Source organism: Pseudomonas sp. (genome assembly GCF_026224925.1).
In the GTDB taxonomy this organism is placed as follows: Bacteria; Pseudomonadota; Gammaproteobacteria; order Pseudomonadales; family Pseudomonadaceae; genus Aquipseudomonas.
On the sequence record NZ_JAMFRV010000773.1, the window covers coordinates 1 to 26,115 of the forward strand.

Sequence of the window (26,115 nt, forward strand, 5' to 3'; positions counted from 1 at the left end):
GCCTACCCGGAACATACGGCGGAGGTGCCTAAAATTCGGGATTTTGTGCGCTGGATGCTTGAACAGTTGGATAACCCGGCCGCTTAGGGGCGACAATGCGGGCCCAGCACTTGTGCGACCCCAACCCCACCGGCAGCTCTGGAGAACTGACAAAAATGAGTGAGAGCGCCTTCTCTGATCGTATCGTGCAGAACCTGCTCGACACCGACTTCTACAAGCTGACCATGATGCAAGCGGTACTGCACAACTACCCCAACGTAGATGTTGAGTGGGAGTTTCGCTGTCGCAACGGCGAGGATCTGCGGCCTTATTTGTCCGAAATCCGCCACCAGATCGCCCTGCTGTGCGAGCTGTCCATGGGGCCTGAACAGTTGGGTTTTCTTGAACGCATCAGCTTTATGAAGCCTGATTTTTTGCGGTTTCTTGGCCTGTTCCGTTTCAATATGCGTTACGTGCAGACCCACATCGAAGACGGCGAATTACGTATTCGTCTGCACGGGCCATGGCTGCATGTAATTATGTTTGAGGTGCCGCTGCTGGCGATTGTCAGCGAAGTGCGCAATCGCATTCGCCACCCTGGCACGCTTCTGGTGCAAGCCCGCGATCAACTGTATCGCAAGTTCGACTGGCTACAAGCCAACGCCTCCAGCGACGAACTGGCTGAATTGAAGGTTGCTGACTTCGGCACCCGCCGCCGCTTCTCGTACCGCGTACAGGAAGAAGTGGTGTCGGTGCTCAAGCAAGACTTCCCCGGCCAGTTCGTGGGTACCAGCAACGTAGAACTGGCGCGCAAACTGGACTTGAAACCCCTGGGGACCATGGCCCATGAATGGATCATGGCCCACCAACAACTCGGCCCGCGATTGATCGATAGCCAGATTGTCGCGCTCGATTGTTGGGTTCGTGAGTACCGCGGGTTGCTGGGGATTGCGCTGACGGATTGCATCACCACCGACGCGTTCCTCAACGATTTCGATCTGTATTTCGCCAAGCTGTTCGATGGCCTGCGGCATGATTCTGGCGAACCGGTGCAGTGGGCCGAAAAATGCATAGCGCATTACCAGAAACTCGGTATTGATCCGATGAGCAAGACGCTGGTCTTTTCAGACGGCCTGAATTTGCCCAAAGCCTTGGACATATTCCGCGCCCTGCGCGGTCGGATCAATGTCAGCTTTGGCATCGGCACCAATTTGACCGCTGATATTCCGGGAATTGAACCCATGAGTATCGTGCTTAAAATGACCGCCTGCGCGGGTCAAGCAGTCGCCAAGATCTCCGATGAACCCGGCAAGACCCAGTGCAAAGACCCAAATTTCGTCGCCTATTTGCGTCACGTTTTCAAAGTACCGGTCAGCCCCGTCGCCGAGCTGCCCGCGTTAAAACCGTCTGTTTCCACACACCTTGTCGAGGAGTGAATCATGCAAGCTGTACAGCTCCAGATCGCTGCAGAGCTTAACGTCCAACCGCCTTTCGCCGACCAGAACGCCCTTGAAGCTGAAGTCGCGCGACGGATCGCTTTTATTCAGCAGTGTTTAAAAAACGCACAGCTCAAGACGTTGGTGTTGGGCATCAGTGGTGGCGTCGACTCGCTGACCGCAGGCATGCTCGCCCAACGTGCTGTAGAGCAATTGCGCGAAAGCACCGGGGATAAAAGTTATTGTTTCATTGCCGTGCGCCTGCCGTATCAGACCCAGGCGGACGAGCACGAAGCCCAGGCCAGCCTTGAGTGCATCAAGCCGGACGAGTCGCACACGGTGAATATTGGCCCTTCGGTGCAGGCATTGACTGCGCAGATCAAGGCGTTCGAAGGCCAACACGCCAGCGCGGTAGATTTCGTGACCGGTAACACCAAGGCACGCATGCGGATGGTCGCGCAATACGCTATCGCGGGGGCGCGTCAGGGTTTGGTGATCGGTACTGATCATGCAGCGGAAGCGGTCATGGGTTTCTTCACCAAGTTCGGTGACGGCGCCTGCGACATCGCACCGCTCAGTGGGCTGGTGAAAAATCAGGTCCGGGCCATCGCTCGCAGCTTCGGCGCCCCGCAGTCATTGGTGGACAAAGTGCCAACTGCCGACCTTGAGGATTTGGTACCGGGTAAGCCGGACGAAGCTTCTCATGGTGTGACCTACGCCGAGATCGATGCCTTCCTGCACGGCGAGCCGGTTCGCGAAGAAGCGTTCAAGATCATCCGCGACACTTACCTCAAGACCCAACACAAACGCGTACAGCCGTACGCGCCTTAAAGACCGAGGCGCGGGCTGTCTGAAAAACCGCGCCGCTTCCCCCCGCTCATTACCTGTGGGACCGAATTCATTCGGGAAGCGGTCTACACCCCAGCCAACAATAAAAAACGGAATGAACCCGCCGTTTTTTTTCGCTTGTCGTGCCTGGCTATCGAGGCTCTCATAGGGGCCTACTTTTCACAGTCAGAGCCCGTTGCTTATGTCCTCCTTCGAAGGCCTGTTTTCGCTTGTCGCATCCGTTGTTGGCCAACCCGCTGCGCAGTGGCTTGAAGCCCATGTTGACGTGCCGCAAGGTCTGCATGACTTCGCCTGGAGCGATGCTGAACTGCACCGCGTGTGGCTGGCTGAAGCGCTGAACCTGTGCCTGTTTCACAAACTGGTTGAGGCTGTACCGGCCGGCCGCCTGTACGTTAACGAACAAGCTGAGCAGCGACGCAAAGTGGTGTTCGATCACGGTGCAATTCGCACCGTGGACTGGTTTGCCAACGGTGAGCTGCCTCGCGGGCGTCTGGCGTTTACCCGCCTCCTCGAACCACTGGGCTTCACCGATGTGCGCACCTACCCGCTGACCAAACTGAACATGACCGGTTGGGGCTATCGCCAACAGGATCTGCCGGAAGACATTGCGCAGTTTTTTGTTTCTGAACTGCATCCCGGTCGTTTCAGCGAAGCGTTCCAGGCTGCTGCTGAGCGCGTTGTCAGCTCTAGCCGTGATCCGCTGAGCGCCGAGCACCTGAGCATTCTCAATCGCCTGCAACTGACCCGTCACTGCTCGTTGAGTGAGGCTTACCGCTTGTTACCGGGTTTATATCAAGCCTTTGGTCGCCAGCACGGCGTTGTGCGACATGCCGATTATCAGCAATTGCTCAGCGAAAGCGCAGAAATGGCGTGGATTTCAACAGAAGGGAACAGCTTCAATCACTTGACTGACCGAGTGACAGACCTGGAGTCCGTGGTCGCCGAGCAGATTCGTCGAGACCGGCCGATGAAAGACAGCATCGAAACGTCAGCCTCGGGTCGAGTCATGCAGACCGCTTACAAAGCGTGCACGGTAAAGCGGACGATGGCAGATGCGAGCGGAAAACTGCAGGAGCATCAGGTGCCGGGTTCTTTTGTTGAGTTCATCCAACGCAAGATCGATCCAATCGACGACAAACTGGACCTGAACTTTGACAGCAGCAATGCTCAAGGCATCTTCAAGATGACCGGATCGAAGTAACGCGCTGATTCACACATCTCCTGTAGGAGCTGCCGAAGGCTGCGAAAGAACAACGGAGAATCGCAGCCTTCGGCAGCTCCTACAGGGTCTAGCGATTACTTAACCGCAATAGTGCCTTTCATCATGCTGATGTGGCCTGGGAATGTGCAGAAGAACGCATAGTCCTGGCCAGCTGTCAGCTTCGACACGTCAAATGTCACCGAGTCTTTTTCGCCAGCTCCGATGATTTTAGTGTGCGCGATAACGCGTTCGTCGCCGTCTTTCAGGTAGTTCTTGTCAATACTAACGGACATGCCGTCGGTAGCGACAGGCTGCGCATCGGCAGCCTTGGCCAACACCCAGTTATGCCCCATAACGTTTTTCGGCAAGCTGCCGGAGTGACTCAAATTAACGGTGAAGGTTTTGCAGCTTTTATCGATGGTGATTTCTTTGGTGTTGTAAGTCATCTGGTCTGTTGAATCGACATCGACACTGCACTCCGCTGCCAGCAAATGGCCACTCGCGAGGGTTAGCAGGGATACAGCGACAAGTTTACGAATCATGGTGAATCTCCAGGGCAAAACATAAGTCGTTATTTTTGAATCAAGGATTGTATACAGAAAGACTGCCCGATTTGCGTTCAAGTTCCAATGACTTGCGTCAACGTAACGCACATGACTATCGCCACCATCGAGAGAATCAACCGGCCAGCAACGGCGCGACGCCATAACATGGCGGCATCATTCAGGAGCGCACACCATGCACCTCACCAGTTTCTTTCGCAGCTTGCTCGCCGTTTACGCCTGTGGCGCCAGCGGCATGTACGAACAACCTCACGAACGTTTTCAGCGCGACTAACACTTGGACTGGCTCGGCCAAGCCTTTATTCTGTGGCATTGATGACCAAGGAGTAGGCGATGTCTTTGAAGTCCGTTTGTGTTTTTTGCGGCGCCAGCGCAGGCAGCAACCCAGCCTACCGTGAAGCGGCGATCGCGCTGGGCCGTACGCTGGCCGAACGTCAGCTAACCTTGGTATACGGCGGTGGCGCTGTCGGCCTTATGGGTATTGTCGCTGATGCTGCTCTGGCAGCGGGCGGCGAAGTGATTGGGGTCATTCCAGAAAGCCTGCGAAGCCTGGAAATCGGCCACAACGGCCTGACCCGCCTGGAAGTCGTCGATGGCATGCATGCACGTAAAGCGCGCATGGCTGAGCTCAGCGATGCATTTATCGCGCTTCCCGGCGGTTTGGGCACGCTTGAAGAGTTGTTTGAAGTCTGGACGTGGGGACAGCTGGGTTATCACGCAAAGCCGCTGGGCCTGATGGACGTGAACGGTTTCTACAGCAAACTGGCGGGTTTTCTCGATCACGTGGTCAGCGAAGGGTTTGTGCGCGACGAACACCGCAACATGCTGCAGATCAGCGATTCGCCTACTGAGTTGCTGGACACCCTGGACGCTTGGACACCCCTCGCAGCCCCCAAGTGGGCAGGTCAAAAACCTACCTGATCAGACAGTTAATTGCTGTTAGTGGACCGTTGAGCACACAACGCCGTGTGCACGATGCCGTTCTCAGGCAGAATGGCGGCATTTCCCGCCTAAACAGAGGATCGCCCATGGCTAAACCTAACTATTCCTTCGCCAAACGTCAGAGAGATCTGGCAAAAGAGCAGAAGAAAGAGGAAAAGCTGCAAAAGAAAACGGCTGCTCTGACCGAAACCGGCGCAGAAGGCGAAACCGTTGAAGGCCAAGAGCCTGCCGACGACGCCGAGGCAACGCCAGAAGCAACTCCGGCCACCTGATAACGCTGGGCTTCGCCAATCGATGAAGCCCGTACGCCACGTCTGTCGCTCAAGCGGCAGACTACGGCAACCTCTCTCTAAAGCCTTACGGACACAGTCAAACGGCCTCGGCACTGACGGGCATTACCGTCACTTCCACTTCCGGGTCATGGCTGCCGCCGCCCAGAATGACCCCACGCAACGGCGATACATCCGAGAAATCACGGCCCCAGGCCAGGCTGATGTGCTCCAGTGTCGGCTGCACATTGTTGGTCGGGTCAAAATCCACCCAGCCCAACACCGGGCAAAATACCGATACCCATGCATGCGATGCGTCTGCGCCGATTAACCTCGGTTGGCCAGGTGGCGGCTGAGTCAGCAAGTAGCCGCTGATGTAACGCGCCGCCAAGCCACGCGACCGCAGACAGGCCAGCATCAGGTGAGCAAAGTCCTGACACACGCCCCGCCGGTTCTCCAGCACCTCGACCAGAGGAGTGGCGACCTGAGTGGCCTCCTCGTCGAAGGTGAACTCGGTAAAGATCTTTTCCATCAGCGCTTGCACACAGAGCAGCAGCGGACGGTTGGGAGAAAAACAACTGGCAGAGAAATCAACGAACGTTTGCTTCAAATGCACATAAGGTGATTCGAAGCGAAACCGACACGCTTCAATAATATTGGGCGACAGCGGCATACCGCTGTAGGTCAATGCGCTGCTGGTGGCATTCCAGCCGGCAGATTGCTCGAAGTCCAGCGACGGCCGCGCCAGCACTTCGACCCGTAGCCGAGCGTTGACCTGTAATTCATCGTGGGGCCGCTCGAACGCCAAACGTGTCAGCGGATTGCCAAAGACGTCCAGCTCATCCCGGCGACTGGTCGGTACCGGGCTGATCAGCAGTTCTTGTTGGGTGCACCGCTGCCAGGCGCAAGGCCGTGGCCACAGGTGCGCCAGCTGCTGGGCCAAGGACACTGGGCTGTCGTATTTATAGTGGGTGTCATGAAAAATCTGGTAATGCGCGCTCATCAGACAGACACCGTATGTTGGCTGACATCATCGACATGGGCAAAGTGACGCAGGGCCAGGCGGTCTGACATGAGCCCGCTGGTGTCACCGATGTCTTGCAGCAAATTAGCCAAGCCGTCGAGGACTGCGCGCACACTGCTTTTACCGAACAATGGGTTTTCTAAACTGCCCAGATCGAATGCTGACAAACGTTGAACCAAGGCTGTCAGGCTGCTATCACGCGGCGCACCGAAATCCTCATTCAAACGGTTCAACGCGCGTGTCACCAATTTAAGTTGGAACAACACCGCATGTGGGTTCTGTTCATCGAGTAACAATAGGTCGAGCACGGGGATCAACTGCGGCATCGCCAGGTAACGCGAGCGGTAGGTAATGCTGCTGTTGCCCAGCTCCAGCAGCCACTCCAGGCCAGCCTGATCGTTAACGGAAGCATCGCGCAAAAATGCAGCAAAGCTGATGCTCAAAAATTGCAGCCGCTCGATACGCCGACCAATCATCAAAAAGCGCCAGCCTTCATCGCGGGTCATGTCATCCAGGGCAAAACCGGACAAGGCGGCCAACGACATCACCAGGCGGTTGAGGAAGTCGAGCAGCTCACCGAAGTCTGGCTCCTCGGTGTCCAAGCTGATGGATTCGCGTTGCAACTCAACCAGCGCCTGCCAGTTTTCTCGGGAGAGCTTGCCGCGCACTTGCGAGGCGGCCCATTGCAAACGTTGCAGGTTGGCCCGCAGGCTTTGCGACCAATCATCGCCCAGCAGGGCCGCGAGCAAGCGCTCGTGCAGGTCGCCTTCTTCGGGCAGCAAATGCAAGGTTTCACCCAGCTCCACTGCCGCTTGCAGCGCCAAGGGATCATCGCCGTCAACGTAACGAGTGAGCATGATGCGCAGCAAACGTGCGCTGTTATCGCAGCGCTCACAGTAGCGACCAAACCAAAAGAGGTTTTCGACCACCCGCGAAGGCAGGTAAGGGTCGCGCCGAATCAGGTCCCGGACGCCCAGCGCCCGCTGAGTTTTCCAGGGTTTGATGCCCTCGGCACGCTCGCCCAGCACCCACGTGTCCTTGCTCGCCCCGCCGCGCTGCATCGACACCACGTCGGCGTCTGCTTCGGCCGCGACGCGGGTCAGGCCACCAGGCAGCACTTCATAGCCGTCAGCGCTGGCGACGGCGTAAACACGCATGCCGATAGCGCGTGGTTGCAGTTGCTCACCATCGGGCTGCCAAACCGGTGCATGGGATAACTGCGCCAGCTCCTGCGCAACGTAGGCATACGGACGCGCCTGCATCCTCAAGGCCAGCGCCTGGAGTTGCTCGACGTCCAAATCACGGCCGAATACCGGGGCAAAGCTTTGTGAAGGGAATGCCGGCTTGATCAGCAGGTCTGGGAGTTTTTCCAGCGCCGCAGCCAGCACCGGAGGTTCGCCGCACCACCACGTTGCCACAGAGGGCAAAATCAGCTCCTCACCAAACAAGTGCTGATTGATTCTCGGCAGGAAACCCAACAACCCCGGCGATTCCAGCACACCGCTGCCCAAGGCATTAGCGACCAGCACTCGGCCTTGGCGAACGGCTTCAAGTAAACCGGGCACTCCCAGTGCCGAGTCAGTACGCAGCTCCAACGGGTCGCAGAAGTCATCGTCGAGACGACGCATGATCGCGTGAACCCGACGTAACCCGCTCAAGGTCTTCAGGTAAACCGTGGCATCGCGAACGGTCAGATCGCCGCCTTCGACCAACGGATAACCCAACTGTCGCGCCAGGTACAGGTGTTCGAAATAACTTTCGTTGAACCGGCCTGGGGTCAACAGCACCACCAGCGGTGGCTCTTTGTCCGTCGGCGCCTGGCGTGCCAGCGTTTCCTGCAACGCCCGGAAAAATCCCGTCAGGTGTTGCACCTGCAAATCACGGTACATGTCCGGAAACGCCCGCGACACGATTTGCCGGTTCTCCAGGGAATACCCTGCACCCGATGGTGCTTGAGTGCGGTCGGCCGTAACCCACCAACGCCCGTCTGGCGTTCGCGCCAAGTCCACAGCGTACATGTGCAAGAACGTGCCTTCGGGCGGTTTCACGCCCTGACACGGCCACAAATAATTGTTATGGCCAAACACCAGCTCAGCCGGGAGCAAACCATCGGCGATCAACTGCTGCGGACCATACAGATCAGCCAGCACAGCATTGAGCAAGCGTGCGCGCTGAGCGATGCCTGCGGCGACAGCAGCCCATTCCTGAGCCGGAATAAGGTGCGGCAGCAAATCCAGCTCCCAAGGACGGTCAGCCCCCTTGGGATCGGCGTAAACGTTGTAGGTCACGCCGTTTTCTTGAATTTGCCGGGACAGCAGTGCCTGACGCTGGATCAATTGCGTGGGTGTGCTGCGTTGTAGATGTTCATACAGCTGCCGCCAATGCGGCCGAACAGCACCGCTGGCATCCAGCATCTCGTGATAAGTACCCGTAGTGAGCGGATAGCGGTCAAGCAGGTCGGGCATGGAAGGCTCGGCAGACAGCAAAAGACGTCAAATTAGCGCAGAAAAATGACACGCGAAGGGGTGAGCCTTCACGTGTCGTTGTCCCGAATGGGCTTGTTCTAGTGGCGACGCATGTCCAGCGTCATCGGCAGCTCATCGTTAACGGTCAGCAACGGCACTTCCAATTTGCCAGGGCTATGGCCAATGCGGAAAAAGCGTGAAAGACGTCGACTTTCCGCCTCGTTGGCATTGACCGGCAAGGTTTCATAATTGCGCCCGCCAGGATGCGCGACATGATACTCGCAGCCGCCCAAGGAACGCTGCATCCATGTGTCGAGCAGGTCAAAAACCAGCGGTGCATGGCTCGGGATGGTTGGCTGCAGGCAATTTGCCGGCTGCCAGGCACGATAACGCACGCCGGCAACGAACTCGCCAACGCGTCCGGTCGGCTGCAGCGGCACCGGAATGCCATTGCAGGTCAGCATGTAACGCTGAGGCGGCAAGCCATTGACCTTCACCTGCAAGCGCTCCAGCGAGGAGTCTACATAGCGCACCGCACCACCGGCCGCGCCCTCTTCGCCCAACACGTGCCACGGCTCGAGCGCCTGACGAATTTCCAGATTGATGCCGCTGACGGCGTAATCGCCCACTTTCGGGAAGCGAAACTCCAGATGCGCCGCAAACCATTCGGAACGCAGTGGGTATCCGGCCGCTGTCAGCTCAACAATAACGTCGGCAAAGTCCTGCTCGATAAAGTGCGGCAGCATGAAGCGGTCGTGCAACTCCGTGCCCCATCGCGCCAACTTGGCCGGGGCATAAGGTTCACGCCAGAAGCGCGCAACCAAGGCCCGAAGCAGCAACTGCTGCGCCAGACTCATGCGTGCATGCGGCGGCATTTCAAAGGCCCGCAACTCCAAAAGTCCCAAACGCCCGGTGGCTCCGTCCGGGGAATAGAGTTTGTCGACGCAAAATTCTGCCCGGTGCGTGTTGCCGGTTACGTCGATCAACAGGTTTCGTAGCAGCCTGTCCACCAGCCATGGCGCGCATTCTTCACCAGGCGCCGGCATTTGCGAGAAAGCGATTTCCATCTCATACAGCGAATCGTTACGCGCTTCATCCACGCGAGGCGCCTGGGACGTCGGGCCAATGAACAGGCCAGAAAACAGGTACGACAGCGAGGGGTGGTTATGCCAATAGCTCAGCAGGCTGCGCAACAGGTCCGGGCGCCGTAAAAACGGCGAGTCCGCAGGTGTCGCGCCACCCAGCACGAAGTGGTTGCCGCCGCCGGTGCCGGTGTGACGGCCATCGATCATGAATTTCTCGGTGGTCAGGCGAGTCAATCGCGCCTGCTCATACAGAAACTCGGTGCGCTCGACCAACTCATCCCAGCTAGACGAGGGTTGCACGTTGACTTCGATCACACCGGGATCAGGCGTGATCCGGAAGTTTGCCAGACGCGGGTCGCTTGGCGGCTCATAGCCTTCAAGCAGTAACGGGCAATGCAACTCCTCGGCGCTGGCTTCAACGGCGCTGACCAGTTCGAGGTAGTCCTCAAGCTTCTCCAGCGGCGGCATGAACACGTACAAACGGCCGTCTCGGGCCTCGGCACACAGGGCTGTGCGGGTTAGCCAATGGGCGGACTCGGCAGTCTTGGGTTCACGCTCATCATCGGCGTTGACCTGTTCGGTCAGGCTGTTGAGCTGTGACTGCACCTGATCGCTGCTTGGCAGCTCAGGGAAGTCCTGGTTATGGTCGGTGGGGTGAATGAACGGATATTCCGACGCCTTGACCCAGGGTTGCGAGGCCAGCGGCAGTCGATAACCCAACGCCGAATCGCCCGGCACCAGTCGACAATGTTCGTCGCGCAGGAACCAGCGACCGCTTTGCCATTTGTCCCCCGCCTTGGCGCGGGTTAATGGCAGCACTTGGCCGATGACCTTGTCCAAACCTTGGGTGAAGACTTTGCGCAGGCGATCACGCTCCAGCTTGTCTTCGAGACGCGAGTCCTCGGCACTGACATTCAGCGGCAACGCACCTTCGCGCCACAGGTAATAAAAATTGTCTTCGTACGCCGGGAACACGAAACGCGTCGGCAGCTTTAAGCGTTCGGCAACGCTTGCTAGGAAACGCCCGGCCATTTCGCCATCGACGCCATAATCTTCAGTTTCATCGGCAATCAATGCGTTGTTGTGCCACACCGGTTGCCCGTCTTTGCGCCAAAAGCAGTTCAGCGACCAGCGCGGCAATTGCTCGCCGGGGTACCACTTGCCTTGCCCGAAATGCACGATCCCCAGCGGCGCATAGTGTTTGCGCATGCGCTGATAGAGTTCGGCGGAGAGCTTGCGCTTTTCCGGGCCGAGCGCCGCGGTGTTCCACTCATCACCGTCGCGATCATCAATGGAGACGAACGTCGGTTCGCCACCCATGGTCAGACGCACATCGGCGGCAATCAGATCGGTATCGATCTTGCGGCCAAGGGCCTGAATCGCTAGCCATTGGTCTTCGCTGTACGGCTGGGTGACGCGTGGCGCCTCCCAAATCCGCTCAACAGACATTTCATGGGTGAATTCGGTTTCGCATGGCTCAACCAAACCGCTGATGGGTGCCGCCGACGACGGTTCTGGGCTACAGGCCAACGGAATATGACCTTCGCCCGCAAACAAGCCGGAGGTGGCATCGAGCCCGACCCAACCGGCGCCGGGCAAGTAAACCTCGCACCAAGCGTGTAAGTCAGTGAAATCGACGTCCGTACCAGAAGGCCCGTCGAGGGCTTCGACGTCAGCTTTGAGCTGAATCAAATAGCCCGACACAAACCTGGCGGCCATGCCCAAGTGGCGCATCAGCTGCACGAGCAGCCAAGCCGAGTCGCGGCACGAGCCAGAGGCGTTATCCAGCGTGAATTCCGGGGTCTGCACGCCCGGTTCCATGCGGATCAGGTAAGCGATGTCTTGGCTCAGACGCTGGTTCAGTGCCACCAGAAAATCGATGGCTGGCAACGGTGTGCGGTCGATGCTCGCCAGGTAGGCCGCGAACTTCGGCGTCAGCGGCAGTGTGGCGAGGTACGGCGCCAGCTCCCGCTGCTCTTCGCTGGCGTAGACAAAGGGGATCTTTTCCGCGTACGGCTCAAGGAAAAAGTCGAACGGGTTGAACACTGCCATTTCGGCAACAAGATCGACTTCGACCCGCAGCTCATTGGTTTTCTCGGGGAAGACCAAGCGCGCTAGATAGTTGCCCTGAGGGTCTTGCTGCCAGTTGACGAAATGCTGCTCAGGCAGAACTTTCAGGGAATAAGACAAAATCCGCGTACGGCTGTGAGCCGCAGGACGAAGGCGCACGATCTGCGGGCCCAGTTCGACCGCTCGGTCGTAGCGGTAATGCGTGACATGGTGCAAGGCGATATGAATCGACACGGCGTGCCTCCTGCGAGCCTGGACGGTAATGGACCCGCGCAAGACTTATGCCATCCGGGCAAATACGGGCGGTTGCTACATTACTCGACTCATTACAGCACCAAAATGGCGCCCTGCATGAGCCACCGTGCAAGCCTCGCACAGAAAAGGCGCCGGAACTGAAAAATCATGCGCCCTCCCTCCCACAAACCTCTCTTTTGATAGCTGTATTTATTTAAAACATCCTCTTATCCCTTGGCGCTTAGATGTTTTTTCCGGCGCGTTCATCACGACGGAAATCCAATTTCAGCGTTTAGGAGATACCCCCAGTGGAGCAGCATAAAAATGACGTACCCTTTGAATTGAAAGCATGGACCAGCAAAAACGGCTTCGCCCATTGGGGCAGTGCTGAACTGGCGGATTACGACGTTTTGCTTGGCGAATTAGGCGTACAAAGACAAAACAATATCATTGGGTTTGAACCCGATCAGTTGATGGCGCGTTATGGCCTGGAATCACCGACAAACCTGGTTGAGCTTGACGCCTGCATCGAGGCGTTAAATCTAGCTAAAGAACTCACCCTTCGAACGATCCTTAACGACGCGCTAAATATCGACTCGCTGCTGGATGCTAACGCCCTTTCATCTCTGAAACAGGTCACCGATGTGTTCAAAGAGGGCAGCACCGAGTCGTTACTGGATCTGCTGGTATTTCCCGCTTTTTTACAGTGGCAACCAGAAGACATTATCGCGTGGCCGGTCACGTCATTAGCGACGCTGCTGGAATCACCAAAGGCGCAGGCACTGGGCAAACACCTTACTGCCAAACTCGATTGGTATGGTGGCGCCAATGACCAGACACCCTCGGCAGTCATACTGGCAAAATTGATCTGGAAAGCTATCGCGCTGGACCTGGACCCAAGAGCCGACCTGTGCGGTTTTGATATTGATCAACCTATCCACTGGGGAAAAAGTTACAGCACGCTAAACCACGAAATCGAGCGCTTTATCGAAACATCCACGAATGCTTTTAGCCCAACGACGGCGCAATTGGCGATCTGGGTTCTGAAGCCGAACTACCCAGCAGGCCTGAATATTAAAGGCGTTCCAGCTCAGTTGGCGCACCGACGAAGCTCGGCATGGCTTCATCTGCAACATGGCATCAATCTGGCCGAAGCGTTGGAAGTCGGACTGTCCAGTCGGATGGATTACCAGGCCCTTCAGAACCTGTCGTCGAAAATCCTCGAAGGCTCGACACCAGATCAGCAAATCTTTGTCTCTGCTGCGATGACTCCGCCCTTGGTGGACTGGGCTGAAACACGCGGGCTGATTCAAGCAAAACCTGATAACGGCTACGCTGATGCCGATATCAACCGCGCGTTTTCAAGCTTCATGGCGGAAGAGAAAAAACTTGAAAATGCCATCGTTCAGTTGCAAAAGAAAGTACCCGACCGACTGGATATGGCGCAGCAATTACTTGCCCAAGAACAGATAGCACCAGACACCATATTTCTTGATCGATCAGGTCGCTCCGATGAACACATCCGTGCTAACGGAAGCGGCTTTTCTTTCGACACCTCACTGCGTACCCGTCGTTTAGCGCTCGATTTAGTAGCCTCCGGGCGATTGAGTGGCCCTTCTCCAGATTGGATGCCACCGCTTATAAAGTGGGCGAGGATTTTTACCCCAACTTCAGGGTGCGTTATCAAAACCTGCCCAACATCGCCGCCCAGTTCGAGACTGACTTTGAGCAGTGGTTCGTTGCAACCACTTCAGCACTGGAAACAATCACCGATGCACTACTGGATGACTTGCCCCTGGAGGAGCGCCTAGCCATTGAGCAAGGGAAAGTAGAACTCTTTACCCTGCGCAAAAACAACCATGACTTGCTGTCGCCTGCGAGCAAAGGCCCCAACGTTAACGTCATGCTCAATACGCCGAAAAACGATGACCTGCTGGTCGCTAACTACGGCTTCATCCTTTATTCGACACATGGAGCCCACAGCTATTTCCATGAGCTGTTTCCATATGCCGGACTCCTTCAACGACGCGATGATCTCAGTACCACGGCCAGGTTGCGTGCTATTAAAAACAGTATGGATGACCGCCGACCGTCACTCATACCTTTCGATTGGGCCGCCTACTCCACGGGCTCGGCACCCGTCATTGCGCCGGAGTCTATGGCCGTACTCCATCACCTTGTGACCTACCCCTTCCCTGCATCCGGTACAAAAACCCGTCAAAAATTATTGGCGCACGCTATCACGTGCCAAGCCTTATCCGACATTAAAGCCCGCTTATATAAAATCGCAAAAGGAACCACCGCGTTCGATAAACCGGACCCGACTCTCGCTTTTCTGAAAGCCTACATCATTCCAATTTGGGGTCCGTTGGAAAATCTCGTTGAGGGCGCCAAGTCACCCCGCAGTGCGGCGCCGATCTTGCTGAACACCTTTCTTCTCTTGGCAGACATAGCGTCGGTTGTATTTCCAGTTGCCAAAGTCGTAAGTCTCACCACCCGTTTCGTGAACAAAGCCGCAACCTTCGGCCTGCGTAGCGCTTTGCCAAGCCTGGGGCTATTGTCCAAAAGCATGGTAGCTACCAGTTACCACGTCTTAAATCCACTAAGCGGTGCTTATGATTTTTTAAGGTTTGCCGGCAAAAAGACCGTAGCACTAAGCCGTGCCTCATTTAACGCGGCCAGGCGGGGAATAGAGGAGTCCAGAGTCTTATTGGCTTCTCACTTACGCTTCCAGAAACCGTTTTTTTCACTCAGTAGCCAGGACGTGAAAACCTGGAAAAACCAGGATTATCGCTACCGGCTGCTCGACGTTGATGGTCATTCAAATGTGCTGATTTACGGGCAACCCGAACGTGCGGGTTGCTATTTTCTCGACCCGACAACCCATCGCCCATACGGTTCGGCGCTGATGCAGGTCGACGACGTCGGTCGTTTCAGTCGGCATGTCCCGTCGGAATTAATGCTTGAGCATCAAGGCAGTGCCCTGTTGCTTTTGAACATGACCCCTGACCTGACCAAACACTGGGTTCGCTGGGGTGACGAACTATTTTTAGAGGCGGGTGGCGTCACCTATAAAAAAATCAGGCTTGAGGACGGAACAGTCGTACTGAAACGAACCCGGCCATTGAAAACGGTTGATCACCTGGAACCGCTTGAAAAACTGGCCTGCCGGGCAAAAAGAGCACCGGATGCCCTCGTAAAATGTGCGGACAATATATTCAAAAACGTGGGTCACAGTAACGCCACTGCCACCCGCACAACAGGTGTCGATACCGCTCCTTGGTTCACCGATATAAGTGTGACCGCTGCGACTGACACTGGACGGGTAGTTCATGGACGACAGATCTATGAAATCAAAAACAACCGCCTTATGGCAAAACTGGATATTTCATTAATCCAGCCTAAAGATTATAAAAAAACCATCACTGTAAACATCACTGGGGGGAACGACATTTTTAAACAAATCAACATTGCCGATGGAATTGTAGACGGGATAAAAGACACGCGTATCGTTTCTGCGGTGGTCGCGAAACGCAAAATCAACGGATCAAAGGTCATCGTCACCCAAGCGGACGAAGGAATTTACTATTTCGGGAATTTCTTTGAAGGCCGCCCAATGCAACTAAACCGAATACAAGTAAATACCAAAAATGTAACCGATAAAACGAACCTGAGCGAAGAGCACTACCTTGTCTACATTTACAACGGTTCTTACGACGCAAACCGCTACATCAAAACCCTTGGCCCCCAGGTTATCGAGGCCGACCTTAACGCTATCAGGCGTGACCTCATCGCAGGGAAAGAAACGCACGTCAGTAAGTTCGTAGGCGGCCCTTTCGACATGGGCACCACGCCTGAGCAAGGGGCATTGTTCTGCAAATACACTCAAGACCGTGCCGTCATCACTGCTCGACTTAACAGGCCGTCTTGGTCAGTCGTCGATCTTCAAACGCCAATCAACAAAAGAGAGAACATTGCTGCAGAGCTGAATGCACTTTATCTATCGCCTACTCGATTTACGTCCGCAAATATTACGAAGCTATCAACCACGCAGCTACTGACTCCCGAAAAGAAAAACTTTGCATACGTAAAAATCACTGCCCATGACCCAAACACACCTACCAGGGTCTATTACAGTTTATCGGGTATCAAAAAGACTCACCTCGATCTGCCACTGACAAAACAGGTCGACAAAGGTACCGGCTTTAAATTGGACGGCTGGAAAATGGAAGCTGATGGCATACCTGTGTCGCCCGGCAAGACTCGCTACATCAATGCACAGCGCACGAAAAACAAGATCGGCACCGGCTTAGTTGACCCTCATGAAGCGCTTTTTCTTCCTGATCTAGCATCTGGATTTTCAAGCAACCACCGGATGATGGACAGCGAACACATGATCTTGAACAGGATCAATGCCGATAAGGTTGATTTCACTAAAGTGCAGTCAATTGAAGTGTATTCAACCTTTCCAACGTGCCAGTCCTGTACCGCGGGACTTATGGGCCTGAAGGTCAAGGTACCCAACGGAGAGTTCACTGTGTTTGAAGGGGGCAAGTTGTAACAGATAAAGGCAGTTCGATGAACTGATACACCGAGTCACGTCCTTCGCTAACACGTTCACTTCCACCACATCTGTGGGTTTTGTGGGAGTGAACGCGCTCGCAAATGGATTTATCGCGGAACGACTGGCTTACGCTTCGGCGGCTTAGGGCCTTTGCCCTTCGCGGCATCGATACGCTCTTTGGTCGCTTGCTTGTTGCGAGCGAACGCGGCGGCCTTGGCCTCTTCACGCTTGTCCCACGGATTGCCGCCATCACTGGCACGCGGTGGCAGGCCGGTGTGCTGGGTCTGGATCAGCGTGGTCTTGGCGACTTTATGGCTGCCGACCGGCGTCGAGTTCTTGCGGCGTGCGCTCTGGTAACCGTCGGTGGCCGGCTGATGCAGTGGAATCAGTTGGTCTTTGCCCGAACCGATCAAGTCCGCACGCCCCATGCGGATAAGCGCTTCACGCAGCGATGGCCAACCTTTCGGGTCGTGATAGCGCAGGAACGCCTTGTGCAACCGGCGCTGCTCTTCGCTCTTAACGATGGTGACCGAATCGCTCTTGTACGAGACCTTGCGCAGCGGGTTCTTGCCCGAATGATACATCGCGGTGGCCGTAGCCATCGGTGACGGGTAGAACGCTTGCACCTGATCAGCGCGGAAACCGTTGCCCTTGAGCCACAGCGCCAGGTTCATCATGTCTTCATCGGTGGTGCCTGGGTGGGCAGCGATGAAGTAAGGAATCAGGTACTGCTCTTTGCCGGCTTCTTTCGAATACTTCTCGAACATGCGCTTGAACTTGTCATAGCTGCCAATGCCCGGTTTCATCATCTGGTTGAGCGGACCTTCCTCGGTGTGTTCCGGGGCGATCTTCAAGTAACCACCGACGTGGTGCGTTACCAACTCTTTGACGTATTCCGGCGATTCGACCGCGAGGTCATAACGCAGGCCGGAAGCAATCAGGATTTTCTTCACGCCTGGCAAGGCACGCGCACTGCGGTACAGCTGAATCAGCGACGAGTGGTCGGTGTTCAGATTCGGACAAATGCCCGGGAATACGCAGGATGGCTTGCGGCACGCTGACTCAATCTCAGGGCTCTTGCAAGCGATGCGATACATGTTCGCTGTCGGGCCACCGAGGTCGGAGATAACGCCGGTGAAACCTGGAACCTTGTCGCGGATCTCTTCGATTTCTCGAATGATCGACTCTTCGGAACGGTTCTGAATGATCCGGCCTTCGTGCTCAGTGATCGAACAGAAGGTGCAGCCGCCGAAGCAGCCGCGCATGATATTTACCGAGAAACGGATCATGTCGTAGGCCGGGATCTTCTCCTTGCCATAAGCCGGGTGCGGAATGCGCGCATAGGGCATACCGAACACGTAGTCCATTTCTTCGGTGGTCATCGGAATCGGAGGCGGGTTAAACCAGACGTCGACTTCTCCGTGCTTCTGTACCAAGGCACGGGCATTACCCGGGTTGGTTTCGAGGTGCAACACGCGGTTGGCGTGGGCATACAGCACCGAGTCAGCACGGACTTTTTCCATCGACGGCAAACGGATAACCGTTTTGTCGCGAGTCATCCGTGGGCTGGCCAGCAATTGCACGACCTTGGCTTCCTGCGGGTCTTCCACAGGGCCTTTGTCTTGCTCGATGGCGCAGGCCTGAGTGTCCTGAGTATTCACGTACGGGTTGATGATCTTGTCGATCTTGCCCGGACGGTCGATACGGGTAGAGTCGACCTCATACCAGCCTGCTGGCGTGTCACGGCGGATAAATGCGGTGCCACGAACATCAGTAATTTCTTCGATCTTGTGGCCGTAGGACAAACGCTGGGCAACTTCGACAATCGCTCGTTCAGCGTTGCCGTATAGCAGGATGTCGGCGCAAGCGTCGATCAGAATCGAGTTACGCACCCGGTCCTGCCAGTAATCGTAATGCGCAATACGGCGCAACGAAGCTTCGATGCCGCCCAGTACGATCGGCACATGCTTGTAGGCTTCTTTGCAGCGCTGGCTGTACACCAGACTCGCGCGGTCCGGACGTTTACCAGCCATGCCGCCCGGCGTGTAAGCGTCATCGGAACGGACTTTTTTGTCGGCGGTGTAGCGGTTGATCATCGAATCCATGTTGCCGGCAGCGACGCCAAAAAACAGGTTCGGTTCGCCGAGTTTCATGAAGTCGTCTTTGGAGTGCCAGTCGGGCTGGGCAATGATCCCGACGCGGAAGCCTTGAGACTCCAGCAGCCGGCCGATGATCGCCATACCAAAAGACGGGTGATCCACGTACGCATCACCGGTGACGATGATGATGTCGCAGGAATCCCAGCCAAGCTGATCCATCTCTTCCCGACTCATGGGCAGGAAAGGTGCTGGCCCGAAACACTCGGCCCAGTACTTGGGATAGTCAAATAACGGCTTGGCTGTTTGCATGTCAAAAACCTGCACGTGTACACGTTGGAAAATTGCGGGCGCGAAATATAGCACAAAATTTGACCAATTCCGACGATGGCGGTCGGTTAATTGGCGGATTGAAGCTGGTACTTCTGACAGTTTCCCCAAGACGCGTGCAGGCGTACGGTAGGACATCGCTTGAGACAAAGTAGCAAGGAGCTTCGGAATGCCCCATTCCATTCATCAAAACACGCCGTGCCTGACGGTCATTGATGGTCGAGGATTGACGACGCGGCAGGTGGCCTATCATCGGGCCAACGCCAACGACGCCACCCAAGCGCGCGTCAAGTTGCACAGATACGACGCTGCCGGGCGCTTGGTAGCGAGCTGGGACCCCCGTTTTTTCGCCCTGCGCGAAGCCCATGAAGAGGCGCCCCCGAACTTCACCAACGTCGTTAGCCTGTCCGCTGCACGCCTGGCCAGCGATGGCGTGGACGCTGGCTGGCAAGTCGCGTTTTTTGCTGAAGCCGGCAACGCTTTGGAAAGCTGGGATTCGCGCGATACTCATTGGCGCACGGATTATGATCATCTGCTGCGACCGACTGTAATTCACGAGCAGGCTGACGGACAAGCGTCCCGCGCGACAGAATGCTTCACCTATGCCGACAGCTCTCCCGAGATGGCGGCATTGAATCTTTGCGGCCGACTGATCTGCAGCGAGGACGACGCCGGTCGTCACCTCGTCCAAGGGCTGGGATTAGCGGGCCAGACACTGCGAGAAACCCGGCATTTTCTAATGAGCCTGGACTTGCCAAACTGGCCTGAAGAGCAGACCGCACGTGATCAACTGCTGGAGCCGGGCGACGGACTGACCACAACCTTCGGCTACAGCCCCTGTGGCGAAATGTTGTTTCAGATAGATGCATTAGCCAACAAGCAAGCCTTCGACTATGACGTGTCGGGACTGTTGAAGCGGGTCGGCCTGACGATGCTCAATGATACCTATCAGCCACTGCTGCACGACTTGGAATACAGTGCTTTTGGGCATGTGGAATCGCAAACCGCCGGGAACGGACTGGTGAGTAAGACAACCATTGATCCTGCCAGCGAACGCCTGGATAAACTGACCACGACCCGCCGGGCCGGTGATGAACTGCAACACTTGAGATACGGCTATGATCCTGCCGGAAATGTGCTGAGTATCGAGGACGGCGCACAGCCCACTCGCCACTTCGCCAATCAACAGGTCCAGAGCATAAACACTTATGCCTACGACAGCCTGTACCAACTCATCAAAGCTACCGGTCGCGAAACGGTGGGGGCTTCCATTCGGCCAGAGTTGCCCGAGCTTGCGCTGCTTCCCGTCGATGCTAGCCAGTTTCTTAATTACACCCAGCACTATCAATACGATGATGCGGGAAGCTTGATTGAACTCAAACACCAAGGGCATCAGTCTTATACCCGCACGTTGATGGTCGACGAAGGAAGTAACCGCGCCCTTCCTCTCGGAGAAGGCGAACGGCCTCCTGACTTCAATGTGCAGTTTGACGCGTGCGGCAACCTTCAGACACTGACACCCGGTCAGGCACTTACGTGGGACGCTCGCAATCAACTTATTCAGATAAACCTGCTCACCCGAGAAGACGGCGAGCATGACGCCGAGCGCTACGCCTATGACGGGGCCGGGCAACGTCTGCGCAAAACTGCTGTAGCCCGCGCCAAGTCCGTCGTCCACACGCGTGAAACGCGCTATCTGCCGGGCCTGGAGATTCGAACCAGTACGGTGAACGACGAATGCCTGCAGGTTGTGACCGTGCAATCCGGGCGATGCGCTGTACGTTGCCTGCGCTGGAGCGAGGGCAAACCTGATGACATCCAAAATGACCAACTCCGCTATAACATCGGTGACCACTTGGATTGCGTCACTTTGGAGCTGGACGCAGACGCCCTATTAATAAGTCAGGAAGGTTATTACCCGTTCGGCGGCACCGCCTGGTGGGCGGCAAAGTCGGCCATTGAAGCCAGCTACAAAACCATCCGTTATTCGGGCATGGAAAGAGACGCAAGCGGGCTTTATTACTATGGACTCCGTTATTACGCGCCTTGGCTACAGCGCTGGATTAGCCCGGACCCTGGCGGCAGCGCTAATGACCTTAACCGATACCGAATGGTTGAAAATGGACCAATGAATCGAGTAGATCTGCTTGGCCTAGACGGATTTGATGTAACCACCGCTACCGCAATCGCCACTGTCATTGCGGCGACCCTGTTGGCGGCCCTTGGCTTGGTACGACGCAAGTCCAATGAAAATGCTCGCGAGGCGAGAGCTGCGTTTTTTGAAGGCAAAAAATACCAATACACGTTAACTAATAGCGAGGTCGAAAAACTGAGCATATTTGTCGGAAAATTTTCGACCGCCGATGAGAAACACTTTGAATTTAACCAAGGAAATCGAGGCCAGATACATGCTTTTTATATCGGCAACGCCGAGCACCGTACTATTTTCGATGCCAGTAAAGGCACCCCAGCGTTACTCGCAAACGTTAATAGCGCGGGTATTCCCACTGTAGACCTTCGAGGGAAAACGACTGCGATCAGCACCCCGGGAAGTGCCAGTGGTCGCGGCACTGGCAGCTTGGCAAGCACAGGCAGCACCGGTTTCCTTAGCATTTTCGAGGGCACTATCACCGCCGAAGAAAAGGCCGAGTACCGCCGAGGCTCCTCGACAAACTCAAACAAGAGAGGCTCAACGGTACGCCAAGCCGATCCGGAGGCCGTCAGCACTCCTCAGACCAGAAATACGAGTAACACGCCGGGACTGAAACTGGATATGAGCGGGTTCTTCGTGTCGAAAGCCTTCCTGAAAGCCAAAAAGGACCTTGGACCTGAACTGAAACCGGCCATCGATATGGCTGTTGAGAAGTTCAGGGAAGACGGTACAGGCAATCTTCACGAATCAAAACACAAACTCTTTTCGCTGGATCTTACAGGGGTAGGAAACAGTACCGGTCGTGGTGCGTGGCGCTTGATGTTTGAGCCTCCCAAAAAAGGCGTCCTCAAAGCACACTCTGTAATCGACCCTCACTGAAAACCGCCGGACGCTCTGGTCCGGCACCCCCGTACGGGTCTACTCACTAATCCTCGTCGAAATTGTAACTGCCCGGCGCGAGGTTTTCGAATCGAGTGTACTTGCCGATGAACGCTAGGCGCGTGGTACCGATAGGACCGTTACGCTGCTTGCCGATGATGATTTCGGCGATGCCTTTGTGCTCGGTTTCCGGGTGATACACCTCATCCCGGTAAACGAACATGATGACGTCAGCATCCTGCTCGATCGCTCCGGATTCGCGCAAGTCGGAGTTGATCGGGCGTTTGTTGGGGCGTTGTTCCAGGGAACGGTTGAGTTGGGACAACGCGACCACAGGACATTGAAATTCTTTGGCCAAGGATTTCAACGAGCGAGAGATCTCGGAGATCTCGTTGGTTCGGTTGTCGCCGCTGGAGCCTGGAATCTGCATCAGCTGCAGGTAATCGATCATGATCAGGCCGACTTCGCCGTGCTCACGCACCACCCGGCGAGTACGCGCGCGCATCTCTGAAGGGCTGATACCGGCGGTGTCATCGATGAACAGCTTGCGGTCATTGAGCAAATTGACCGCCGAGGTCAGGCGTGGCCAATCATCGTCTTCCAGCCGCCCGGCACGGACTTTGGACTGGTCGATACGGCCCAGGGACGACAGCATACGCATGATCAGCGATTCGCCTGGCATCTCCAGCGAATACACCAGAACCACTTTATCGCTGCGCAGAACCGCGTTCTCCACCAGGTTCATGGCGAAGGTGGTTTTACCCATGGACGGACGACCGGCCACAATGATCAAGTCGGACGGTTGTAGGCCGCTGGTCTTCTCGTCCAGGTCGGTATAGCCGGTGGACAGGCCAGTGATCGCGTTATCGGTGTTGAACAGCGTGTCGATGCGGTCAATGGCTTTGGTCAGTAAGTCGTTGACGCTGACCGGTCCGCCACTCTTCGGCCGCGCTTCGGCGATCTGGAAGATCTGCCGCTCAGCTTCGTCGAGAATCTCGGCGGCACTGCGGCCTTCCGGATTGAACGCACTGTCGGCGATCTCGGCACTGATGCCGATCAACTGCCGCAAGGTCGCTCGCTCGCGCACGATTTGCGCATAAGCCTTGATGTTGGCGACCGACGGAATGTTTTTCGCCAGCTCGCTGAGGTAACCCAGACCGCCGACCTGCGAGGTCTGGCCCTCTTTATCCAACTGCTCGGACAGGGTCACGACGTCGATGGGGCTGTTTTGATCGGCCAGTTTGGCGATCGCCCGGAAAATCAGGCGGTGGTCATGTCGATAGAAATCGCCATCGGACACTTGATCGAGCACGCGCTCCCAGGCGTTGTTGTCCAGCATCAAACCACCGAGCACGGCCTGTTCGGCCTCGATGGAGTGCGGCGGCACCTTGAGGGCAGCGGTTTGCAGATCGTATTGCTCGGGGGCAGATATATCGTTCATGGCCACACAGAATCAGGAAGAGCAGAAAGACAAAGGGCACGACCTGTGAACAGGATCGTGCCCGATGTTAAACGTCTGGCAAGCAAGTCGCCAAGCGTTAAGTGTTGCTTAAGCTGCTACCACGATAACGCGTACGGTTGCTTCTACGTCGCTGTGCAGGTGCACGGCTACGTCGTATTCACCAACGTTACGGATAGTGCCGTTCGGCAGACGAACTTCGCTTTTTGCAACTTCAACGCCAGAGGCGGTCAGTGCATCAGCGATGTCGTGGGTGCCGATCGAACCGAACAGCTTGCCTTCGTCACCGGCGGTGGCAGTGATAGTCACTTCCAGCTCAGCCAGTTGGGCAGCGCGAGTTTCGGCAGAAGCTTTTTTGTCTGCAGCCAGTTTTTCCAGGTCAGCACGACGCTCTTCAAACGCAGCCACGTTGGCAGCGGTTGCAGCGGTTGCTTTGCCGTACGGCAGCAGATAGTTACGACCGTAACCGGCCTTAACATTTACTTTGTCGCCCAGGTTGCCCAGGTTAGCGACTTTTTCCAGAAGGATCAGTTGCATGTGAAAATCCTCTTAACTTTTAACCTTCACCGTCCGCAGAGCCGTTATCAGCGTCTTTCGACGCAACACGACCGCGAAAATCAATCAGGCTGTCGACGATGGCAAACACCACCAGCAACGGATAGATCAGTTGCATAAACAGCAACAGCGTTACGTACAACCCCACCAGCCAGAACCTGCCCAGGTGCTTTTCAGCAACCAGACCATGAACCAGAGCCAGCCCGGCAAATACCAGCGGTACGCTGCACAACGGTGTCAACATCGCCATCTGCGGACCGAAATTTGGCCCCAGAAGCATCAACACCAGCAGTGACAACGCCGGTACTTTCGGGAGTCTTATGCTGCGAAATTCGCGGCCAAAACCACCAGGGTTGTACAACAACGCTTGCCAGTAACGCCCCAGAATCAGGGTGAGCACACTGACGATCTGCAACAAAGCCGCAATCAGGCCGTTGAGTACCGGTGCAATCAATGCCCCTAGACGCGCTCGCTCTTCTACCGACAATTGTTGGTAGAGCCCTTCGAGGACCTGCGGCATGAGTTTTTGCAACTCCTGCGCCATCACTTCGATGGGTTCGCGGAAAACCGCACCCAGAATCACTGCATACAACAGACCCAGTGCCACGCTGACCAGCAGCACGCGGACCCAGGACTCGCTGGCGCGTAACAACGCTGCCAACCCCAGTGAACCCAGCAACACCATAAGTGTGCGAGGCTCCCCGAAATACCACCAGACCAAAGCCGGCAGTAAAGCCCAGGCGAGGATGCCAGCGGCATCACTCAAACCGCGCCTCAGAAGCACAAGGCAACCTGCGGCAGCACTCAACCAGAACAACAACGGCAATGCCGCACATCCGACCACTACGAGAGTGGCCTGCACGCGGCCGCGCATGATGAAATTAGCCATGGCGCGCATGCGTTCTATCCCTTACTACTTTTTGTCGACTGCCTGGTCTCAGCGGCCGTGGCTGTCGGTGTAGGCCAGCAGGGCCAGGAAGCGGGCACGCTTGATAGCGGTGGCCAGCTGACGCTGATAACGAGCTTTTGTACCAGTGATACGGCTTGGAACGATTTTGCCGGTCTCGGATACGTATGCTTTCAGAGTGTTGAGATCTTTGTAATCGATCTCCTTCACGTCTTCAGCGGTGAAGCGGCAGAATTTACGACGACGGAAGAAACGTGCCATGTAATTGGCTCCTCAAAAGGTCCGTGGATTACTCGTCAGCGTTATCGCTGGCGTCGCTGTTGTCACCGTCATCGCCATCGGCGCTGTCGGAGTGCTCAGGACGGTCACGACGCTCACGGCGCTCGCTGCGGTTTTCTTCGGCCTTGAGCATCTCGGACTGACCAGTTACGGCTTCGTCGCGACGGATGACCAGGTTACGGATCACGGCATCGTTGTAACGGAAGTTGTCTTCCAGTTCAGCCAAAGCCTTACCGGTGCATTCAACGTTCAGCATCACGTAGTGAGCCTTGTGAACATTGTTGATTGCATAGGCCAGTTGACGACGGCCCCAATCTTCCAGACGGTGGATTTTGCCGCCGTCTTCTTCGATCAGCTTGGTGTAACGCTCTACCATGCCGCCGACTTGCTCTCTTTGATCCGGGTGGACCAAAAAGATGATTTCGTAATGACGCATGAATGCTCCTTACGGGTTGTAGCCTGCCGCTAAAAAACGGTGCAGACAAGGAGTGAATGACACTTGTGAGTCTTGCCCAGCACAGGCACAAGAGCGCCTGCCATGACAGCAAGGGGCGCAATTGTAGAGAAGGGTGTGGAGGCACGCAAGGGAATTGGTGATTATTTGAGCAATGAGTACTACTCAATACCTATAGGAGCGGGGGGGGGCCCCCGGGCGAAACCGCCGGGGGGGGGGGACACACCCGGGACGGTTAAAAAGGGGCGCCCCCCCCCCAGCCACGGGGGGGTGGTTGGGGGGGGGGTAGACCGGCGGGGGGGCGCAGAGGGGAGCAAACACAC

General features: G+C 56.1%; 17 protein-coding genes. 7 read left to right on the plus strand and 10 right to left on the minus strand.

All coding sequences use genetic code 11. The features are described 5' to 3' along the window. The first annotated feature begins 155 nt into the window (after positions 1 to 155). The 3 genes from pncB (at position 156) to M0974_RS32360 (ending at position 3,465) form a co-directional block, all read left to right on the plus strand. Positions 156 to 1,415: a nicotinate phosphoribosyltransferase gene (pncB, locus tag M0974_RS32350; protein WP_297846290.1), complete on the plus strand. Its 1,260-nt coding sequence runs from the start codon at positions 156 to 158 to the stop codon at positions 1,413 to 1,415. A 3-nt stretch (positions 1,416 to 1,418) separates the two neighbouring features. Beyond that, on the plus strand, positions 1,419 to 2,246 hold the full coding sequence (nadE, locus tag M0974_RS32355; protein WP_297846291.1) for an ammonia-dependent NAD(+) synthetase: 828 nt from the start codon (positions 1,419 to 1,421) through the stop codon (positions 2,244 to 2,246). Between the two features lie 199 nt (positions 2,247 to 2,445). Then, a complete protein-coding gene (locus tag M0974_RS32360; RefSeq protein WP_297846292.1) occupies positions 2,446 to 3,465 on the plus strand; it encodes a DUF1338 domain-containing protein in 1,020 nt (339 codons plus the stop codon). Between the two features lie 95 nt (positions 3,466 to 3,560). Here the strand turns inward: M0974_RS32360 and azu are convergent, their stop codons facing one another. Further along, on the minus strand, positions 3,561 to 4,007 hold the full coding sequence (azu, locus tag M0974_RS32365) for an azurin (protein WP_297846294.1): 447 nt from the start codon (positions 4,005 to 4,007) through the stop codon (positions 3,561 to 3,563). A gap of 354 nt (positions 4,008 to 4,361) precedes the next feature. On the opposite strand from azu, the gene M0974_RS32370 reads away from it, so the two are divergent. Both M0974_RS32370 and M0974_RS32375 read left to right on the plus strand, forming a co-directional pair. Beyond that, complete coding sequence (locus M0974_RS32370) at positions 4,362 to 4,949, plus strand: TIGR00730 family Rossman fold protein (RefSeq protein WP_297846296.1); 588 nt, start codon at positions 4,362 to 4,364, stop codon at positions 4,947 to 4,949. Between the two features lie 107 nt (positions 4,950 to 5,056). Continuing rightward, entirely contained in the window at positions 5,057 to 5,242 is a 186-nt protein-coding gene (locus M0974_RS32375; RefSeq protein ID WP_297846297.1) for a hypothetical protein, read from the plus strand. A 97-nt stretch (positions 5,243 to 5,339) separates the two neighbouring features. Here M0974_RS32375 and M0974_RS32380 read toward each other — a convergent pair whose 3' ends face one another. The 3 genes from M0974_RS32380 to M0974_RS32390 all read right to left on the minus strand — a co-directional run bounded on the left by M0974_RS32380 (position 5,340) and on the right by M0974_RS32390 (position 12,117). Further along, positions 5,340 to 6,242 (minus strand): transglutaminase family protein, encoded by a 903-nt coding sequence (locus tag M0974_RS32380; protein WP_297846299.1) that lies wholly within the window; start codon positions 6,240 to 6,242, stop codon positions 5,340 to 5,342. Next, positions 6,242 to 8,728: a circularly permuted type 2 ATP-grasp protein gene (locus M0974_RS32385; protein WP_297846300.1), complete on the minus strand. Its 2,487-nt coding sequence runs from the start codon at positions 8,726 to 8,728 to the stop codon at positions 6,242 to 6,244. Before M0974_RS32385 ends, M0974_RS32380 begins: the two co-directional genes overlap by 1 nt. Positions 8,729 to 8,826: 98 nt before the next feature. Beyond that, positions 8,827 to 12,117, minus strand: a complete 3,291-nt coding sequence (locus M0974_RS32390) for a DUF2126 domain-containing protein (RefSeq protein WP_297846302.1) — start codon at positions 12,115 to 12,117, stop codon at positions 8,827 to 8,829. A gap of 1,624 nt (positions 12,118 to 13,741) precedes the next feature. On the opposite strand from M0974_RS32390, the gene M0974_RS32395 reads away from it, so the two are divergent. Then, positions 13,742 to 16,678, plus strand: coding sequence for a hypothetical protein (locus M0974_RS32395; RefSeq protein ID WP_297846304.1), 2,937 nt, complete (start codon positions 13,742 to 13,744; stop codon positions 16,676 to 16,678). 110 nt (positions 16,679 to 16,788) lie between these two features. On the opposite strand, the gene M0974_RS32400 is transcribed toward M0974_RS32395, so the two are convergent. Then, the gene (locus M0974_RS32400) at positions 16,789 to 19,089 is read right to left on the minus strand and encodes a YgiQ family radical SAM protein (RefSeq protein WP_297846306.1); all 2,301 of its coding nucleotides are present in this window, start codon (positions 19,087 to 19,089) and stop codon (positions 16,789 to 16,791) included. 187 nt (positions 19,090 to 19,276) lie between these two features. Between M0974_RS32400 and M0974_RS32405 the strand changes: the two genes are divergently transcribed. Further along, positions 19,277 to 22,138: an RHS repeat domain-containing protein gene (locus tag M0974_RS32405; RefSeq protein WP_297846308.1), complete on the plus strand. Its 2,862-nt coding sequence runs from the start codon at positions 19,277 to 19,279 to the stop codon at positions 22,136 to 22,138. A gap of 46 nt (positions 22,139 to 22,184) precedes the next feature. Here the strand turns inward: M0974_RS32405 and dnaB are convergent, their stop codons facing one another. From dnaB to rpsF, 5 genes are all read right to left on the minus strand, one after another. Next, positions 22,185 to 23,579 (minus strand): replicative DNA helicase, encoded by a 1,395-nt coding sequence (gene dnaB / locus M0974_RS32410; RefSeq protein WP_297846309.1) that lies wholly within the window; start codon positions 23,577 to 23,579, stop codon positions 22,185 to 22,187. 108 nt (positions 23,580 to 23,687) lie between these two features. Further along, positions 23,688 to 24,134, minus strand: coding sequence for a 50S ribosomal protein L9 (gene rplI, locus M0974_RS32415; RefSeq protein WP_297846311.1), 447 nt, complete (start codon positions 24,132 to 24,134; stop codon positions 23,688 to 23,690). A 19-nt stretch (positions 24,135 to 24,153) separates the two neighbouring features. Further along, the gene (locus M0974_RS32420) at positions 24,154 to 25,050 is read right to left on the minus strand and encodes a hypothetical protein (protein WP_297846313.1); all 897 of its coding nucleotides are present in this window, start codon (positions 25,048 to 25,050) and stop codon (positions 24,154 to 24,156) included. Between the two features lie 39 nt (positions 25,051 to 25,089). Further along, positions 25,090 to 25,320, minus strand: coding sequence for a 30S ribosomal protein S18 (rpsR, locus tag M0974_RS32425; protein WP_002551829.1), 231 nt, complete (start codon positions 25,318 to 25,320; stop codon positions 25,090 to 25,092). A 28-nt stretch (positions 25,321 to 25,348) separates the two neighbouring features. Continuing rightward, positions 25,349 to 25,774, minus strand: a complete 426-nt coding sequence (gene rpsF, locus M0974_RS32430) for a 30S ribosomal protein S6 (protein ID WP_297846316.1) — start codon at positions 25,772 to 25,774, stop codon at positions 25,349 to 25,351. Positions 25,775 to 26,115: the final 341 nt, after the last annotated feature.

Coding starts and splice junctions, on each gene's coding strand:
- dnaB (WP_297846309.1), bottom strand. CDS start 23,579: ATGAACGATATATCTGCCCCCGAGCAATACGATCTGCAAACCGCTGCC.
- M0974_RS32385 (WP_297846300.1), bottom strand. CDS start 8,728: ATGCCCGACCTGCTTGACCGCTATCCGCTCACTACGGGTACTTATCAC.
- pncB (WP_297846290.1), top strand. CDS start 156: ATGAGTGAGAGCGCCTTCTCTGATCGTATCGTGCAGAACCTGCTCGAC.
- M0974_RS32375 (WP_297846297.1), top strand. CDS start 5,057: ATGGCTAAACCTAACTATTCCTTCGCCAAACGTCAGAGAGATCTGGCA.
- rpsF (WP_297846316.1), bottom strand. CDS start 25,774: ATGCGTCATTACGAAATCATCTTTTTGGTCCACCCGGATCAAAGAGAG.
- rpsR (WP_002551829.1), bottom strand. CDS start 25,320: ATGGCACGTTTCTTCCGTCGTCGTAAATTCTGCCGCTTCACCGCTGAA.
- M0974_RS32380 (WP_297846299.1), bottom strand. CDS start 6,242: ATGAGCGCGCATTACCAGATTTTTCATGACACCCACTATAAATACGAC.
- rplI (WP_297846311.1), bottom strand. CDS start 24,134: ATGCAACTGATCCTTCTGGAAAAAGTCGCTAACCTGGGCAACCTGGGC.
- M0974_RS32420 (WP_297846313.1), bottom strand. CDS start 25,050: ATGCGCGCCATGGCTAATTTCATCATGCGCGGCCGCGTGCAGGCCACT.
- M0974_RS32370 (WP_297846296.1), top strand. CDS start 4,362: ATGTCTTTGAAGTCCGTTTGTGTTTTTTGCGGCGCCAGCGCAGGCAGC.
- nadE (WP_297846291.1), top strand. CDS start 1,419: ATGCAAGCTGTACAGCTCCAGATCGCTGCAGAGCTTAACGTCCAACCG.
- M0974_RS32405 (WP_297846308.1), top strand. CDS start 19,277: ATGCCCCATTCCATTCATCAAAACACGCCGTGCCTGACGGTCATTGAT.
- azu (WP_297846294.1), bottom strand. CDS start 4,007: ATGATTCGTAAACTTGTCGCTGTATCCCTGCTAACCCTCGCGAGTGGC.
- M0974_RS32400 (WP_297846306.1), bottom strand. CDS start 19,089: ATGCAAACAGCCAAGCCGTTATTTGACTATCCCAAGTACTGGGCCGAG.
- M0974_RS32360 (WP_297846292.1), top strand. CDS start 2,446: ATGTCCTCCTTCGAAGGCCTGTTTTCGCTTGTCGCATCCGTTGTTGGC.